At 65.1% G+C, this 14,920-nt stretch carries 14 protein-coding genes; 8 read left to right on the top strand and 6 right to left on the bottom strand.

Annotated elements, in window-relative coordinates; all coding sequences use genetic code 11:
• Positions 1-253 precede the first annotated feature (253 nt).
• From dusB to ntrC, 3 genes are read left to right on the top strand one after another with little or no spacing between them, the layout of a single operon-like run.
• Positions 254-1,255 (top strand): tRNA dihydrouridine synthase DusB, encoded by a 1,002-nt coding sequence (gene dusB / locus AB7Z56_RS22515; protein WP_187388075.1) that lies wholly within the window; start codon positions 254-256, stop codon positions 1,253-1,255.
• Positions 1,252-2,427: a two-component system sensor histidine kinase NtrB gene (locus tag AB7Z56_RS22510; protein WP_063986376.1), complete on the top strand. Its 1,176-nt coding sequence runs from the start codon at positions 1,252-1,254 to the stop codon at positions 2,425-2,427. Before dusB ends, AB7Z56_RS22510 begins: the two co-directional genes overlap by 4 nt.
• Positions 2,428-2,436: 9 nt before the next feature.
• Positions 2,437-3,879, top strand: a complete 1,443-nt coding sequence (gene ntrC / locus AB7Z56_RS22505; RefSeq protein ID WP_028147560.1) for a nitrogen regulation protein NR(I) — start codon at positions 2,437-2,439, stop codon at positions 3,877-3,879.
• 167 nt (positions 3,880-4,046) lie between these two features.
• On the opposite strand, the gene AB7Z56_RS22500 is transcribed toward ntrC, so the two are convergent.
• The gene (locus AB7Z56_RS22500; RefSeq protein ID WP_063983321.1) at positions 4,047-4,331 is read right to left on the bottom strand and encodes a hypothetical protein; all 285 of its coding nucleotides are present in this window, start codon (positions 4,329-4,331) and stop codon (positions 4,047-4,049) included.
• A gap of 45 nt (positions 4,332-4,376) precedes the next feature.
• On the opposite strand from AB7Z56_RS22500, the gene AB7Z56_RS22495 reads away from it, so the two are divergent.
• The 4 genes from AB7Z56_RS22495 to hflX all read left to right on the top strand — a co-directional run bounded on the left by AB7Z56_RS22495 (position 4,377) and on the right by hflX (position 10,040).
• Positions 4,377-6,764 carry a sensor histidine kinase gene (locus AB7Z56_RS22495; RefSeq protein ID WP_354123807.1) on the top strand — a complete coding sequence of 796 codons (2,388 nt, stop codon included), beginning with the start codon at positions 4,377-4,379 and terminating at the stop codon, positions 6,762-6,764.
• Positions 6,765-6,781: 17 nt separating this feature from the next.
• Positions 6,782-8,152: a nitrogen assimilation response regulator NtrX gene (gene ntrX, locus AB7Z56_RS22490; RefSeq protein ID WP_071914044.1), complete on the top strand. Its 1,371-nt coding sequence runs from the start codon at positions 6,782-6,784 to the stop codon at positions 8,150-8,152.
• A gap of 248 nt (positions 8,153-8,400) precedes the next feature.
• A complete protein-coding gene (gene hfq / locus AB7Z56_RS22485) occupies positions 8,401-8,649 on the top strand; it encodes an RNA chaperone Hfq (RefSeq protein WP_007591126.1) in 249 nt (82 codons plus the stop codon).
• 11 nt (positions 8,650-8,660) lie between these two features.
• Entirely contained in the window at positions 8,661-10,040 is a 1,380-nt protein-coding gene (hflX, locus tag AB7Z56_RS22480; protein WP_166096548.1) for a GTPase HflX, read from the top strand.
• Between the two features lie 78 nt (positions 10,041-10,118).
• Here hflX and AB7Z56_RS22475 read toward each other — a convergent pair whose 3' ends face one another.
• Both AB7Z56_RS22475 and mazG read right to left on the bottom strand, forming a co-directional pair.
• Positions 10,119-11,141, bottom strand: coding sequence for a DUF2278 family protein (locus AB7Z56_RS22475; RefSeq protein ID WP_354123806.1), 1,023 nt, complete (start codon positions 11,139-11,141; stop codon positions 10,119-10,121).
• Positions 11,142-11,334: 193 nt separating this feature from the next.
• Entirely contained in the window at positions 11,335-12,189 is an 855-nt protein-coding gene (gene mazG, locus AB7Z56_RS22470) for a nucleoside triphosphate pyrophosphohydrolase (RefSeq protein ID WP_063983316.1), read from the bottom strand.
• Between the two features lie 137 nt (positions 12,190-12,326).
• Between mazG and queC the strand changes: the two genes are divergently transcribed.
• Entirely contained in the window at positions 12,327-13,040 is a 714-nt protein-coding gene (gene queC, locus AB7Z56_RS22465; RefSeq protein ID WP_063983315.1) for a 7-cyano-7-deazaguanine synthase QueC, read from the top strand.
• 149 nt (positions 13,041-13,189) lie between these two features.
• Here the strand turns inward: queC and AB7Z56_RS22460 are convergent, their stop codons facing one another.
• From AB7Z56_RS22460 to nthA, 3 genes are read right to left on the bottom strand one after another with little or no spacing between them, the layout of a single operon-like run.
• Positions 13,190-13,567 carry a nitrile hydratase accessory protein gene (locus AB7Z56_RS22460; RefSeq protein ID WP_063983314.1) on the bottom strand — a complete coding sequence of 126 codons (378 nt, stop codon included), beginning with the start codon at positions 13,565-13,567 and terminating at the stop codon, positions 13,190-13,192.
• On the bottom strand, positions 13,567-14,226 hold the full coding sequence (nthB, locus tag AB7Z56_RS22455; protein ID WP_063983313.1) for a nitrile hydratase subunit beta: 660 nt from the start codon (positions 14,224-14,226) through the stop codon (positions 13,567-13,569). Before nthB ends, AB7Z56_RS22460 begins: the two co-directional genes overlap by 1 nt.
• Complete coding sequence (nthA, locus tag AB7Z56_RS22450; protein WP_063983312.1) at positions 14,223-14,846, bottom strand: nitrile hydratase subunit alpha; 624 nt, start codon at positions 14,844-14,846, stop codon at positions 14,223-14,225. Before nthA ends, nthB begins: the two co-directional genes overlap by 4 nt.
• Between the last annotated feature and the right edge of the window lie 74 nt (positions 14,847-14,920).

The following is a 14,920-nucleotide window of genomic DNA, read 5'->3' as shown; positions in this document are numbered from 1 at the left end:
AGAGTCGGGGAGTGGGGTGATTGCCGCATGCCTCTAGCACGGCAGGCCCGCAAAAAAAGGGGGTTTCCCCGGATTGTGGGAAACAGCATTTTGCTGCACTGCACTTGAAAGATTTGCAGAACTGTCTAAACTGTAGGCATGACGCTTGACTGCACAAGAATTGTGCGCAAGATAGGTCATGGCAGGCGCGATGAGGCCCTGCCTACGCAACGAGACCCCTGTGACCGGCTCGGCAGTATCAGGCTCTAAGCCGTTGAAAATTGGCGATATCGAGGTCGCCACCCCGGTCTTCCTGGCGCCGATGTCGGGGGTCACCGACTCGCCCGTCCGCAGGCTCGCCGCCGAGCTCGGGGCCGGTTTGGTCGTGTCCGAAATGACCGCCAGCGATGAGCTCGCGAATGGCCACAAGATGTCTCGGTTGCGCTGCGAAGCGACCGGAATCGGGCCTCATGTGGTCCAGCTCGCCGGCTGCGAGGCGCACTGGATGGCCGAGGGAGCCCGGATCGCCGAAGCCGGAGGCGCCGACATCATCGACATCAACATGGGCTGTCCGGCCCGGCACGTCACCGGCGGCCAGTCCGGCTCCGCCCTGATGCGCGATCTCGACCATGCCGTCAGCCTGATCGATGCGACGATCGCGGCGGTGAAGGTGCCGGTAACGCTGAAGATGCGGCTCGGCTGGGACGATCACACCCGCAACGCGCCGGAATTGGCGCGGCGTGCGGAAGCCGCCGGCATCAAGCTCGTCACCGTGCACGGCCGCACCCGTTGTCAGTTCTACAAGGGCGAGGCCGATTGGGATGCGATCCGCGCGGTGCGCGAAGCGATCTCCATTCCGCTCGTCGTCAACGGCGACATCACCACTTACGAGAAGGCGCTCGCGGCGTTGGAGGCCTCCGGCGCCGATGCCGTGATGATCGGCCGCGGCGCGCAGGGGCAGCCTTGGTTGCCCGGCGAGATCGGCCGCCGCCTGAAGGGCGGGGCGGTCGAAGCCGCGCCGTCGCTCGCGACCCAGCTGCATTATGTCCGCACGCTCTATGAGGGCGTCTGCGCGCTCTACGGCCTGCGCATCGGCCTCCGGCACGCGCGAAAACATCTCGGCTGGGCGCTCGACGTCGCGGCCGATGTGAGCCGTGCGCCGGCCGAGAAGCTGAAAGCCTGGCGCCAGAAGATCCTCACCTCCGAGGATCCGCGCCTCGTCCACCAGTCGCTGCAAGATGCCTTCGACGATTTCGCATGGAGCGCTGCTGCATGAGCTCAGCTGCTGACCATCGCCGGCCGCTTCCGTCCGAGAGCGATGCGATCCTGGATGCGCTGCCCAATCCCGTGCTCATGATCGGGCCGGACGGCAAGATCGTCGCCGCCAACATCGCGACCGAAGCCTTCTTCGACATCTCGACGCAGTTCCTGAAACGGCAGTCGCTGAAAGAGCTGGTGCCGTTCGGGAGCCCCTTGCTGGCGCTGATCGACCAGGTTCGTTCGTCGAACTCGCCGGTCAACGAATACAAGGTCGATCTGGGCACGCCGCGCATGGGCGGCGACCGCCAGGTCGATCTGCATGTCGCCCCGCTGACGGAGCGGCCCGGCCATATCGTGGTGATGCTCCAGGAGCGTTCCATTGCCGACAAGATGGATCGCCAGCTCACCCATCGCAGCGCCGCGCGCTCGGTGATCGCGCTGGCCGCCATGCTGGCGCATGAGATCAAGAATCCGCTCTCCGGCATCCGCGGCGCGGCGCAACTGCTGGAGCAGCAGGCCTCGTCCGAGGACCGCATGCTGACGCGGCTGATCTGCGACGAGGCCGACCGCATCGTGACGCTGGTCGACCGCATGGAGGTGTTCGGCGACGAGCGCCCCGTGGTGCGCGGTCCCGTCAACATCCATTCCGTGCTCGATCACGTGAAGCGACTGGCGCAGTCGGGCTTTGCCCGCAACATCCGCTTCATCGAGGATTATGATCCGTCGCTGCCGCCGGTCCTGGCGAACCAGGACCAGCTCGTCCAGGTGTTCCTCAACCTCGTGAAGAACGCCGCCGAAGCGCTGATCGACGTCCCCGACGCCGAGATCCAGCTCACCACCGCGTTCCGTCCCGGCGTGCGCCTGTCAGTCCCCGGTCAAAAATCCCGTGTATCGCTGCCGCTCGAATTCTGCGTGAAGGACAACGGACCAGGCGTGCCGGACGATCTTCTGCCCAACCTGTTCGATCCCTTCGTGACCACCAAGCAGACCGGCTCGGGTCTTGGCCTGGCGCTGGTCGCAAAGATCATCGGAGATCACGGGGGCATCATCGAATGCGAGTCTCAGCCGCGCAAGACCACCTTCCGCGTGCTGATGCCGATGTATTCCACATCGGTCAAACATGCCGATCCAAGCAGCCGCGACGGCTCTGCCGGGAAGTCGTCGTCTGCGTCACAGGGGGCGAAATGAGGATTAACGATGCCCGCAGGTAGCATTCTCGTTGCTGATGACGACACCGCCATCCGCACGGTTCTCAATCAGGCGCTATCCCGCGCCGGCTATGAAGTCCGGCTCACCGGCAATGCCGCAACGCTGTGGCGCTGGGTCAGCCAGGGGGAGGGCGATCTCGTCATCACCGACGTGGTGATGCCCGACGAGAACGCCTTCGACCTGCTGCCGCGGATCAAGAAGATGCGGCCGAATCTGCCCGTCATCGTCATGAGCGCGCAGAACACGTTCATGACCGCGATCCGCGCCTCGGAGCGCGGGGCGTACGAATATCTGCCAAAGCCCTTCGACCTGAAGGAGCTGATCGCCATCGTCGGCCGTGCGCTGGCCGAGCCGAAGGAACGGGTCTCGACGCCGGACGAGGACGCCGAGATGGAGGCGATCCCGCTGGTCGGCCGCTCGCCGGCGATGCAGGAAATCTACCGCGTGCTGGCGCGCCTGATGCAGACCGACCTCACCGTGATGATCACGGGCGAGTCCGGCACCGGCAAGGAGCTGGTGGCGCGCGCGCTGCACGATTACGGCAAGCGCCGCAACGGCCCGTTCGTCGCGGTCAACATGGCGGCGATCCCGCGTGACCTCATCGAGTCCGAACTGTTCGGCCACGAGCGCGGCGCCTTCACCGGCGCCAACACCCGCGCCTCGGGCCGGTTCGAGCAGGCCGAGGGCGGCACGCTGTTCCTCGACGAGATCGGCGACATGCCGATGGAGGCGCAGACCCGCCTGCTGCGCGTGCTCCAGCAGGGCGAATACACCACCGTCGGCGGCCGCACCCCGATCAAGACCGACGTGCGGATCGTCGCGGCGTCCAACAAGGACCTGCGCGTCCTGATCCAGCAGGGCCTATTCCGCGAAGATCTGTTCTTCCGCCTCAACGTCGTGCCGCTGCGGCTGCCCCCCTTGCGCGAGCGCATCGAAGACCTGCCGGACCTCGTGCGGCACTTCTTCACGCTGGCCGAGAAGGACGGCCTGCCGCCGAAGAAGCTCGATGCGCTGGCGCTGGAGCGGATGAAGCAGCACCGCTGGCCCGGCAACGTGCGCGAGCTCGAGAATCTCGCCCGGCGCCTCGCCGCGCTCTACCCGCAGGACGTGATCACGGGCTCCGTCATCGACGGCGAGTTGGCGCCGCCCACGGTCAGCCCCGGTGCCGCGGTCCAGCAGGGCGTCGACAATCTCGGCGGCGCGGTCGAGGCCTATCTCTCCTCGCACTTCCAGGGCTTCCCGAACGGCGTGCCGCCGCCGGGCCTCTATCACCGCATCCTCAAGGAGATCGAGGTGCCACTGCTCACGGCCGCGCTCGCCGCCACCCGCGGCAACCAGATCCGCGCCGCCGATTTGCTCGGTCTCAACCGCAACACGCTGCGGAAGAAGATCCGGGACCTCGATATCCAGGTGTACCGGAGCGGGGGTTAGTCTTCCCGAACGGACGGTGGCTCAGCTCCCCCTACCAAAGCGGAGCTGAGCCTGTCCGGATCGCGCTGGCCGTTGTGGCTAACGCGGTGAGCAAAAGTCCGAATCAGGCCGAAACGTTCCGCTGGAACGTATGAATTGCTATTCAACCGCCGAGCGCAGCGTCGCGCTCATCTGATCAGCCGCGCCGAGACCGGCTGGGCGCTGGCGACGTTCGCCAGCGGCTGCTGCACCCCGAGACCATTGACCAGGAGGTCGGCGGCTACGATCAGCAGCAGCACGGCCGACACCATCATCGCGAGAAAGAACCTGTCCATGGCGGTCAAGCCGCAGGGGCGGGAATCCGTTCCCGCAAGCGAGGTTTGCCAGAACAGCGGCCTGTGGATGCGCCGGTCCGTCGCGGCGAGGGCGCCGCGGAATTGTCGCAATTCGGCAACAATGTGGTACGAATACATCAGTATCCGCCCGCCGCGGACCCCGTTTTCAGCACCATTGCCGGAATGACCAGCGCAGATACCTCGGCCGCACACTTCGACACGGCCCCAGCGGAAGAGCCCCGGCGTTGGTCGGTGCGACGCTGGCTGGCACCCCTTGCCGTGGCGATGGCGTTGCTGTCGGCCCTCCTGACCTTCCTGGTCCTGACCGGTCTCACGAGGATCGAGCCGACGCCGGAGGTGGTCCGCTCCTTCTATCTGATCAATGCGGCCACGATCCTGCTGCTGGTTGGCATCATCGTCCGCGAGCTCTGGCAGTTGATCCTGGCGCGGCGGCGGGGCCGGGCGGCGGCGCGCCTCCATGTCCAGATCGTCAGCCTGTTCTCGATCGTGGCGGTGCTGCCGGCGGTGCTGGTCGCCGTCGTCGCCAACGTCACCATCGAGCGCGGCCTCGACCGGCTGTTCTCCGGCCCGACCAAGGAGGTGATCCAGAATTCGCTGACGATCGCGCGCGCCTACATGCAGGACCACGCACAGCTGATCCGCGGCGACATTCTCGGCATGGCCAATGACATCGCCCACGCCCGGCCGCTCTACGACCAGGACCGCCGCTCGTTCCGCGAGCTGCTGACCGCCAGCGCCGGCTCCCGCAACCTGCCGGGCGCGATGATCATCGACAAGAACACCAATATCCTCGAATCGGCCGACACCGGCATGCGGCTCGCCTATTCGCCGCCGGCGCCGGACTTCCTCAGCAACGTCAACGAATCCGAGCCCGAGATCGCCGTGCTGCCGGATGCGAGCTTCGTCGCCGCGGTGATCCGCCTGCGCGCCTTCAGCGACACCTTCCTTTATGTCGCGCGGCCGCTCGATCCGAACGTCGTCAACCAGCTCAAGCAGACCGAAGTCAGCGTCGCCGAATACGCCCAGATCGAGTCGCGCCGGCTCGGCATCCAGGTCGCCTTCGCGCTGATGTTCGCGGTGATCGCGCTGACCATCCTGATGGCCTCGGTGTTGATCGGCCTCAACTTCGCCAACTCGCTGGTGGCCCCGATCCGGCGGCTGATGAACGCGGCACACACGGTCTCGACCGGCGACCTCCATGTGAAGGTGCCCGTGCACCAGTCGGAAGGCGACCTCGCCCAGCTGGGTGAGACCTTCAACAAGATGACGCAGGAATTGCGCAGCCAGCGTGACGAGCTCGTCAACGCCAGCGATCTCATCGACAGCCGCCGCCGCTTCATCGAGGCCGTGCTGTCCTCGGCGAGTGCCGGCATCATCGGCGTCGACAATTCGGGCAGCGTCGGCATCCTCAACCGCTCCGCCGAGAAGCTGATCGGGCACTCCGAAGCGGAGACGCTCGGCCATCCGCTCTCCGACGTGCTGCCCGAGCTAGAGGAGATGATGAAGACGGCGCGGGAAGGGACCCAGCGCCTGGTGCAGGGCCAGATCACGATCACGCGCGACGGCACCGAGCGCAACCTGTCGGTCCGCGTCAGCGCCGAGAAGACCAGCCAGCCGCACGACAGCTACATCATCACGCTCGACGACATCACCGAGCTGGTCTCGGCGCAGCGCACCTCGGCCTGGGGCGACGTCGCGCGCCGCATCGCGCATGAGATCAAGAATCCGCTGACGCCGATCCAGCTCTCGGCCGAGCGCATCCGCCGCAAGTTCGGCAAGGACATCACCGAGACCAAGGACAAGCAGATCTTCGAGCAGTGCACCGATACCATCGTGCGCCAGGTCGACGATATCCGCCGCATGGTCGACGAGTTCTCGCGTTTCGCACGGATGCCGAAGCCGGTGATGGAGGGCGAGGACGTCGCCGACACCGTGCGGCAGGCGGTGTTCCTGATGAAGGTCGCCCATCCCGAGATCGATATCGAGGCCGAATTCAAGGAAGATCCGCTGCGCGCGCAGTTCGACCGGCGGCTGATCTCGCAGGCGGTCACCAACATCGTCAAGAACGCCACCGAGGCGGTCGAGCAGGTGCCGCCGGAGGAGCTCGGCAAGGATTACGGCAAGGGCCGCATCGACGTCGTGGTCTCGCGCGAGGGCGAGGACGTGCTGATCGACGTCATCGACAACGGCATCGGCCTGCCCAAGGTCGCGCGCTCGCGCCTCCTCGAGCCTTATGTGACGACGCGGGCCAAGGGCACCGGCCTTGGCCTGGCGATCGTCGGCCGCGTGCTCGAAGACCATGGCGGGCGTATCGAGCTGAAGGACGCTTCCGATTTCCGCGAGGGCCAGCGCGGCGCGTGGATGCGGATGCGTTTTGCGATCTCCGGTGCCCCCGCGAAGAGCGAGGGGACCGTGCAGGCATCGTTGGCCGCAAACGCGGTCACGGACATCGCCAAGCCGCCCGAAACAAAACCGCCGGCCGCCGAAACCAAAGAGCCGGCTGAAATGACCAATGATTCAACGAAGATCGAAGCCTCAACAGGCATCTGACAAGACAGGCGCGAACCATGGCAAGTGAAATTCTGATTGTCGATGATGAGGCCGATATTCGCGATCTCGTCGCGGGCATTCTCGAAGACGAGGGCTTCGTGACCCGGACCGCTCGCGACAGCGATACGGCGCTCGCCGAGATCGCCAATCGCAGGCCGCACCTGGTGTTTCTCGACATCTGGCTCCAGGGCTCCAAGCTCGACGGCTTGCAGCTGCTGGAGCAGGTCAAGAAGGACAATGCCGATCTGCCGGTCGTGATGATCTCCGGCCACGGCAATATCGAGACCGCGGTCGCCGCGATCAAGCGCGGCGCCTACGACTTCATCGAGAAGCCGTTCAAGGCCGACCGGCTGATCCTGGTCGCGAACAGAGCGCTGGAGAACTCGCGACTCAAGCGCGAGGTCAAGGAGCTGAAGCAGCTCGCGCCGAGCGCAAGCTCGCTCGTCGGCCGCTCGCCGAGCATGAACCAGCTGCGCCAGACCATCGATCGCGCGGCCAAGGCCAACAGCCGCATCCTGATCGTCGGCCCGGCCGGCGCGGGCAAGGAGCTGACCGCGCGCACGCTGCATACGGCCTCGGGCCGCGCCGATGGTCCGTTCGTCGTGATCAATGCCGCCGCGATCACGCCGGAGCGCATGGAGCACGAGATGTTCGGTGTCGAGCAATCTAACGGCGAGCAGGCGCGCAAGCCCGGTGCGCTCGAGGAAGCCCATGGCGGCACGCTGTTCATCGACGAGATCGCGGACATGCCGCGCGAGACCCAGAACAAGATTTTGCGCGTGCTGGTCGAGCAGTCGTTCCAGCGCGTCGGCGGCACCGGCAAGGTGCAGGTCGACGTCCGCATCATCTCCTCCACGGCGCGAAATCTCGAAGAGGAGATCGCTGCCGGTCATTTCCGCGAAGACCTCTATCATCGGCTCTCGGTGGTGCCGATCCGCGTGCCCGCGCTCTCGGAGCGGCGCGAGGACATTCCGGAATTGATCGACTATTTCATGGAGCAGATCTCGGCCGGCAGCGGCCTGCCCAAGCGGCAGATCGGGCAGGACGCGATGGCGGTGCTGCAATCGCATGTGTGGCCGGGCAACGTGCGCCAGCTCCGCAACAACGTTGAGAGAGTCATGATTCTGGCCGCGGGCGGACCGGAGGTGATCATCACCGCCGACATGCTGCCGCAGGACGTCGGCTCGATGGTGCCGGCGATGCCGACCAGCAACAATGGCGAGCACATCATGGGGCTGCCGCTGCGCGAAGCGCGCGAAGTGTTCGAGCGCGACTATTTGATTGCACAGATCAGCCGTTTTTCAGGAAATATTTCTCGCACAGCTGAGTTTGTTGGCATGGAACGTTCGGCGTTGCACCGGAAGCTGAAGGCGCTCGGTGTCGGCTGACACCGCGACGTCGCGGCCGCACCTCAGGGATTAGCGAGGAAAATCATCGATTTCCGTAGTTTTTCGGGGCATTTGGGCGTGGCCTGCCGCGTGAAGCGGCTTGCCTAATAACCCGTCCTGTCCTCTAATCGAACCGCTGTTCCTCCGAGGGGGATCTCATGAGGAATAGCAACCGGAAGAGGCCCCGAATGTCACAAAGAGGGCCGCAACCGGCGCAATAAAAAGAAACTCAAAGCGAGAAAAAAACAATGGCGGCAGACCGCGCACAAAACCTACAGGACACCTTCCTCAATCACGTTCGCAAAACCAAGACGCCACTGACGATCTTTCTGGTCAACGGAGTGAAGCTCCAGGGCATCGTGACCTGGTTCGACAATTTCTGTTTGCTGCTTCGGCGCGACGGTCACTCGCAGCTTGTCTACAAGCATGCGATCTCGACCATCATGCCGGGCGCTCCGATCCAGTTGTTCGAAGGCGGCGAGGATCAGCCGGCTTGAGAGTGATCTGATTGGAACCCCGGAATTTCGACGGGGAGGCCGACCGTCCGCGGTCGGCAGGGGCGAAGCAGACGGGGCGGGTGCTTGTCATCGGCCCCTACTTGCGTGTGCGCGCGGGCGGTACCGACACGCAATCGGAAAGCCATGTTCAGCGTGACGCGGAGGCCCGGCTTGATGAGGCCGCCGGCCTCGCGCGGGCGATCGACCTCGTCATTGCCGACGCCATCATCGCGCCGATCAGCCAGATCCGCCCCGCGACCTATATCGGCAAGGGCAAGGTCGAGGAGATCGCCGCGCTGGCCAAGAGCCTCGACGTCGAGCTCGTCGTGATGGATTGCGCGCTGGCGCCGATCCAGCAGCGCAATCTCGAGAAGGAATTGCACGCCAAGGTGCTCGACCGCACCGGGCTCATCCTGGAAATCTTCGGCCGCCGCGCCAAGACCAAGGAAGGCTCGCTCCAGGTCGAGCTTGCGCATCTCAACTACCAGCGCTCGCGCCTCGTTCGCTCCTGGACCCATCTGGAACGCCAGCGTGGCGGCTTCGGCTTCATGGGCGGTCCCGGCGAGACGCAGATCGAAGCCGATCGCCGCCTGATCCAGGAGCGCATCTCGAAACTCGAGGGCGAGCTGAAGAAGGTGCAGGCGACGCGGCGGCTGCATCGCGCCGGCCGTCAGCGTGTGCCGTATCGCGTCGTCGCGCTGGTCGGCTACACCAATGCCGGCAAGTCGACGCTGTTCAACCGCCTGACGCGCGCAGACGTCCAGGCCGCCGACATGTTGTTTGCAACACTCGATCCGACCCTGCGCGCGCTCACTTTGCCGCATGGCGGCAAGGCAATGCTGTCCGACACCGTCGGCTTCATCTCCAACCTGCCGACCCAGCTCGTCGCGGCCTTCCGCGCTACGCTGGAAGAGGTGCTGGAGGCCGACGTCATCCTGCATGTGCGCGACATCTCGCACGAGGATGCCGAGGCCCAGCAGAGTGACGTCGACGCGGTGCTGCGCCAGCTCGGCATCAACCCCGACGATTCCGGCCGCATCATCGAGGTCTGGAACAAGATCGACCGTTACGAGCCTGACAAGCGCGAAGAGCTCTTGAACATCGCCGCGCGCCGGCCGGAGGATCACCCGGCGATGCTGGTGTCGGCCGTGTCAGGCGAGGGGATCGACGCGCTGCTCGCCGCGATCGAGGAACGGCTCGCCGCAAAGCGCACCACGCTCGATCTCTCCATCGACGCCGCCGACGGTGCCGGGATCAGCTGGCTGCACAGGAATTCCGAGGTGCTGGCGAAAGAGCTGCACGACGGCCGCTTCGACATGACGGTGCGGGTCGACGAGACCAAGCGGGATATCGTGGTGAACCGGTTCGATGCCGTGCCGCGCGTGGCGTGATCCGAAGGGCGCGGTGCGCCCGACCGGCCTGCGTGCGATATCGACCATATCCGCGTTTCTGGGTTGAGACGCGTAACGCTAGAATGGAATGGTCAGGCCCGGATTCTTCGCCTGCGCCTTGGTATAGGCGACGCCGTGGATCTTGATCCCGCGCTCGTCCAGCAGCGAAATGATGCCGCCCTGGTTCGACAACTCCATCGGCTTCTGCACGACGATTGCGAGCGTGCCCCCGGCCGCGATCTTCCCTGACAGGGCCATCTTGTTCTTCTGCTTGTCGGCCAGCATCCAGCCGGTGAGATCGATGTCGCGATCGGCCGTATTGAGCAGCGTGACGACTTCCCGCTCAGGCGTTTTCAAGGCATTGACGAGTGCTGCGATGATGCGCACGAGTCCGTCAGGCATTTGCCCGGTCGGAGGAGCGGTCGGATCTGGCGGCTGTGTCGGCGCGCCGAGATCGATGGGGTCACCGGTCTTGTCGTCGGTGTGCCAGGCCTGCGTCTGAAATTTGAGGAAGACCGCCGTCCATAGCTTCTGATCCGGGAATTCGAACACCAGCCCGCCGTCTTGCCATGGCCCGTTGTCGCCCGAGAATCGCCCGATTGGATTTCCCTGATTCATATGGATGTCGTGAATGCCGCGACCCGGCCGGAAGCCGAAATAATTGTCCGCTTTGGTTTCCGGCCCCCATGTCTCACCGAATGCGTAGATCATCGCGCTTTCGTTTGAGAGCGCGCGCTGGACGAACTGGTCGAGCTTCTCGTTGAGGTCATTGTCGGGTCCGGGCACGGACAGCGGCAGCGGGATCATCTCCTGGGGCTGCATCAGATTGCCGCGAATGAAGTCCAGCGCGATGCTGGCCGGCTTCGGCGGCTGCGGGTGCAGGCCCTCCGGCAGCGCCGCGAGATGATCGGTGATCGGATGGACAAAGTGCGATCGCACCAGGAACTCGACTTCGCTTCCGTCGGCTGACTGCACATTGACGGCGATGCGGAAATCCGCGTTGTCGGCCACGACATGGACTTGATAGTGCGGCGACTGGCCGGTGCCGAAACGCATCGCGATCGGGCGTCCTTTGAGGACCGAATAGTGCTTTAATGGCATCGCACTCACCTGAGGTGGGATTTCGGCTGCGCGGGCTCCGTTGCTCAACTCTAGACTGCTTGTCGTGACGGTTTCATGGCTTGACTGCGATCCGCCATGACCGCCTCGCGGCATTCGGGAAAAGATGCTGACCTATATCTCCTTCGCGACCGCTTCGATCCTTGCGGGTACACCGATGGAGCAGGCCACAACGCTAGCGGCGGGCCTGCGAGCGAGTCTCTGATACCGGTTTCCCCTCACTCTTCGCCGCGTTCCACAGCGCGTCCATCTCCGCCAGCGACGCCTGCTCGAGCGTCCGCCCTTGCGCCTCAAGCGCGCGCTCGATGAAGGCGAAGCGCCGCTCGAACTTTGCATTCGTCGCGCGTAGCGCGGCTTCCGGATCGGCGTCGACGTGGCGGGCGAGATTGACGAGTGCGAACATCAGATCGCCGGTTTCCTCCGCCAGCCCCTCGCTGTCGTTGCGGTCGAGCGCCGCCTCGATCTCGTCGGCTTCTTCGCGGATTTTCGCCAGCACCGCGCGCGGGTCGTTCCAGTCGAAGCCGACGGTGGAGGCCTTGCGCTGGAGCTCCATCGCGCGCGTCAGCGCGGGCTGACCGGCCTTGACGCCCGAGAGTAACGACTTGTGCGTCGGCGTTTCCTCCGGCGGCCGGCGAGCCGCACGTTCGGCTTTCTCCTCGGCCTTGATGCGGTCCCAGACCTCCTTGACGTGGGAGGAGGCGAGGTTGCCGTCCTTGTCGGCGAAGACATGAGGGTGGCGCCGGATCATCTTGCGGGTGATGGCCTCCACGACGTCGCCGAAGGTAAAGGCATTCTGTTCTGAAGCCATCTGGGCGTGAAACACGACCTGGAGCAGGAGGTCACCGAGCTCCTCGCGCAGATCGTCGAGATCGCCGCGGCTGATGGCCTCGACCACCTCATAGGCCTCCTCGATCGTGTAGGGCGCGATCGTCGCGAAATTCTGCTCGAGGTCCCAGGGGCAGCCGGTCACCGGCGTGCGCAGCGCCGCCATGATCTCGATCAGACGGGAAATGTCGCGGGAAGGGGTCATTGCGGGGCAGTCTCCTGGCTCCAAAGCCTTATGCCAAAAGCGGCCCGCCGTTCCCAGCGCGGCGCTGCGGAACAGGCCGATTTCCACCGATTGGCGGCAGATTGGCGAGCCGCGCCCGCAGTGCTAAAGCGCGGGCCATGAGTGACGCATTTTCATCACAAACCGCCCTGGTGCTCTTTTCCGGCGGCCAGGATTCCACCACCTGCCTCGCCTGGGCGCTCAGCCGCTTTGCACGCGTGGAGACACTGGGTTTCGAGTATGGCCAGCGCCATGCCATCGAACTCGCCTGCCGCGACCGGCTGTTCGACGGCATCAAGGGGCTGCGTGCCGATTGGGCCGCAAGGCTCGGCGAGAGCCACACGCTGTCGATTCCGACGCTGGCGGCTGTGTCCGAGACGGCGCTGACGCGCGACGTCGCCATCGCGATGGGCGCCGACGGCCTGCCGAATACGTTCGTGCCCGGCCGCAACCTGGTGTTCCTGACGTTTGCCGCGGCGCTCGCCTACCGGCGCGGCATCACCCACATCGTCGGCGGCATGTGCGAGACCGATTATTCCGGCTACCCCGATTGCCGCGACGACACCATCCGCGCCATGCAGGCCGCGCTCTCGCTCGGCATGGCCAGGCAATTCGAGCTGCATACGCCGCTGATGTGGATCGACAAGGCGGCGACGTGGAAGCTCGCTCACGACCTCGGTGGCGCAGGACTGGTCGATCTCATCCGCGAGCACTCGCACACCTGCTATCTCGGCGAACGCGGCGCGCAGCATGAGTGGGGTTTCGGGTGCGGCGAGTGCCCGGCGTGCAGTTTGCGGGCGAAGGGATGGCGGGAGTTTGCGGCGGGCCGCTGAGGCCACATATTCGGTGTCATCACCCGCGAAAGCGGGTGATCCAGTATCCCAGAGACCGTGCTTGAGTCGAGAGGCCGCGGCCTACTGGATTCCCCGCTTTCGCGGGGAATGACAGCGGAGGGCTTGGCACGAGCGTGCCTCTTACCGACCTACCGAAAATCCTCCGGCCGCAGCTCGATCGGCTTACCGTGCGGCGTACGATCCGCGGCGTGGTCCCAGGCGTCGCGGTAGCGGTGCAGCGTCTCCGCCGATGCGACGCCCTTGCTTGCAACCAAACCTTCCAGCGTGGCGAGCCAGTGCAGGTAATAGGTCTCGCCCGTGTCAGGGTCGCCGGCGGCTTGGGCGCGCTTGATCTCGGAGGCCAAGGCTGCGGCCCATTCCGGCCAGGTGAACACGCCGCGCTCGTGCAGCGTCAGCGCCATCGCAAACGCATGCGCTTCCCAGGGTGCGCGGAACACCGGGCCGTCGTCATCGCGCGGAATGCTCGGAATGGCCGCCGTCGCAGCGGCCGCAGCCGGGCTGCTCATCACGCCGGGTCCAGATAGGGTTCGAAGGCGTCGATCGACACCTTCAAGGTCGGATCACCGTCCGCGCCCCAGAGGTCGCGGCCCTCGAATACGACCGTGTAAAGCCATTGCGGATTTTCGCCGAGCTCCATCGCCGCCGAATCCGGAAATACGTGGCAGCCGTGGTTCAGCTCGACGACACCGACATGGCCGCGCACATAGCGCGGCAGCCGCGTATGCGTGGTCGGATGAATGTTCTTGGCGCGGACGCGATCGCCGATGTTGAATTTTGCCGGCGCCGGAGCAGGGCGGGCGAACTTGCCGCGCACCATGACGCGCTCGACATTGGCGAGGTCGAACTTGCCGTGCTTGAGCGCCTTTGCAGGCTGCATCGCGTGGCCGGCGGCGACCTCCTCCCGGGTGAGGTAGCCCTTCTCGATCAGCATCTCCTCGAGCCCGAGAAACCATTTCTTGTAGTAGGAGCTCGAGAGATAGTCGTGCGGCGGCAGCGTCTCGCGATAGAAGCGCGAGGTGTCGATGTTGAAGGCGCCCGCCGCGCCCATCGCGCGCACCATGGCGAGAACACGCGATTCCCACTCCTCGTGAAACATCGGCTCGTTCGGCTCGGCCTCGACCTTGCCGAACCCGTCCATGCCGCCCATGTCGTGGACGCCGTTCACGAGGGCGCTCCAGGCGTCTTGGGAAAGCCGGTGCCGATCATGGAATCGCGCGTGACGAGTTCGGCGAGCTGCTCCTCACTCCAGCCTTCGGTGCCCGCGGGGCGCATCGGCAGCACCAGGAAGCGGGTCTCGGCCGTCGAATCCCAGACACGGATTTCCATGTCCTTCGGCAGGGTGACGTCGAAATCGGCGAGCACGCCGCGCGGGTCCTTCACCGCGCGCGAGCGATAGGGCGCAGCCTTGTACCAGACCGGCGGCAGCCCCAGCATCTCCCAAGGGTAGCAGGAGCACAGCGTGCACACGACCATGTTGTGTCGCTCCGGCGTGTTCTCGACCACGACGAGATGGTCGCCGACGCGGCTGACATGGCCGAGCGTGCCGATGGCCTTCGAGCCATCCTCTAGCAGCGCCTTCTTGAACGCCGGATCGGTCCAGGCCTTGGCGACGACGCGCGCGCCATTGTGCGGTCCGATCCTGGTCTCATAGGCCTGGATGATGGCGTCGAGCGCGGCCGGCTCGACATAGCCTTTTTCTGTCAGGATCGTCTCGAGCGCGCGCACGCGCAGCTCGGTCTCCGACAGCTCGGAATGGTCGTGATGATGGTCGTGATCGTGGCTCATGGCGCAAAGATAGGCGCAATGGTCCCTGCCTGTCGAGTATGCGCTGGGGCGCAACCGGGTCCCATATTCGTGAG

Origin of the sequence: Bradyrhizobium sp. 482_C4_N1_8 (assembly GCF_052075965.1) — a bacterium.
GTDB classification, from domain to species: domain Bacteria; phylum Pseudomonadota; class Alphaproteobacteria; order Rhizobiales; family Xanthobacteraceae; genus Bradyrhizobium; species Bradyrhizobium barranii.
Note: the sequence above shows the minus strand (reverse complement) of the source record. Positions and strands in the feature narration are given on the sequence as shown.

Excerpts from the sequence above, each read along its gene's own strand:
- AB7Z56_RS22510 (WP_063986376.1), top strand. The coding sequence starts at position 1,252 with ATGAGCTCAGCTGCTGACCATCGCCGGCCGCTTCCGTCCGAGAGCGAT.
- ntrC (WP_028147560.1), top strand. The coding sequence starts at position 2,437 with ATGCCCGCAGGTAGCATTCTCGTTGCTGATGACGACACCGCCATCCGC.
- AB7Z56_RS22500 (WP_063983321.1), bottom strand. The coding sequence starts at position 4,331 with ATGTATTCGTACCACATTGTTGCCGAATTGCGACAATTCCGCGGCGCC.
- AB7Z56_RS22495 (WP_354123807.1), top strand. The coding sequence starts at position 4,377 with ATGACCAGCGCAGATACCTCGGCCGCACACTTCGACACGGCCCCAGCG.
- ntrX (WP_071914044.1), top strand. The coding sequence starts at position 6,782 with ATGGCAAGTGAAATTCTGATTGTCGATGATGAGGCCGATATTCGCGAT.
- hfq (WP_007591126.1), top strand. The coding sequence starts at position 8,401 with ATGGCGGCAGACCGCGCACAAAACCTACAGGACACCTTCCTCAATCAC.
- AB7Z56_RS22475 (WP_354123806.1), bottom strand. The coding sequence starts at position 11,141 with ATGCCATTAAAGCACTATTCGGTCCTCAAAGGACGCCCGATCGCGATG.
- mazG (WP_063983316.1), bottom strand. The coding sequence starts at position 12,189 with ATGACCCCTTCCCGCGACATTTCCCGTCTGATCGAGATCATGGCGGCG.
- queC (WP_063983315.1), top strand. The coding sequence starts at position 12,327 with ATGAGTGACGCATTTTCATCACAAACCGCCCTGGTGCTCTTTTCCGGC.
- AB7Z56_RS22460 (WP_063983314.1), bottom strand. The coding sequence starts at position 13,567 with ATGAGCAGCCCGGCTGCGGCCGCTGCGACGGCGGCCATTCCGAGCATT.
- nthA (WP_063983312.1), bottom strand. The coding sequence starts at position 14,846 with ATGAGCCACGATCACGACCATCATCACGACCATTCCGAGCTGTCGGAG.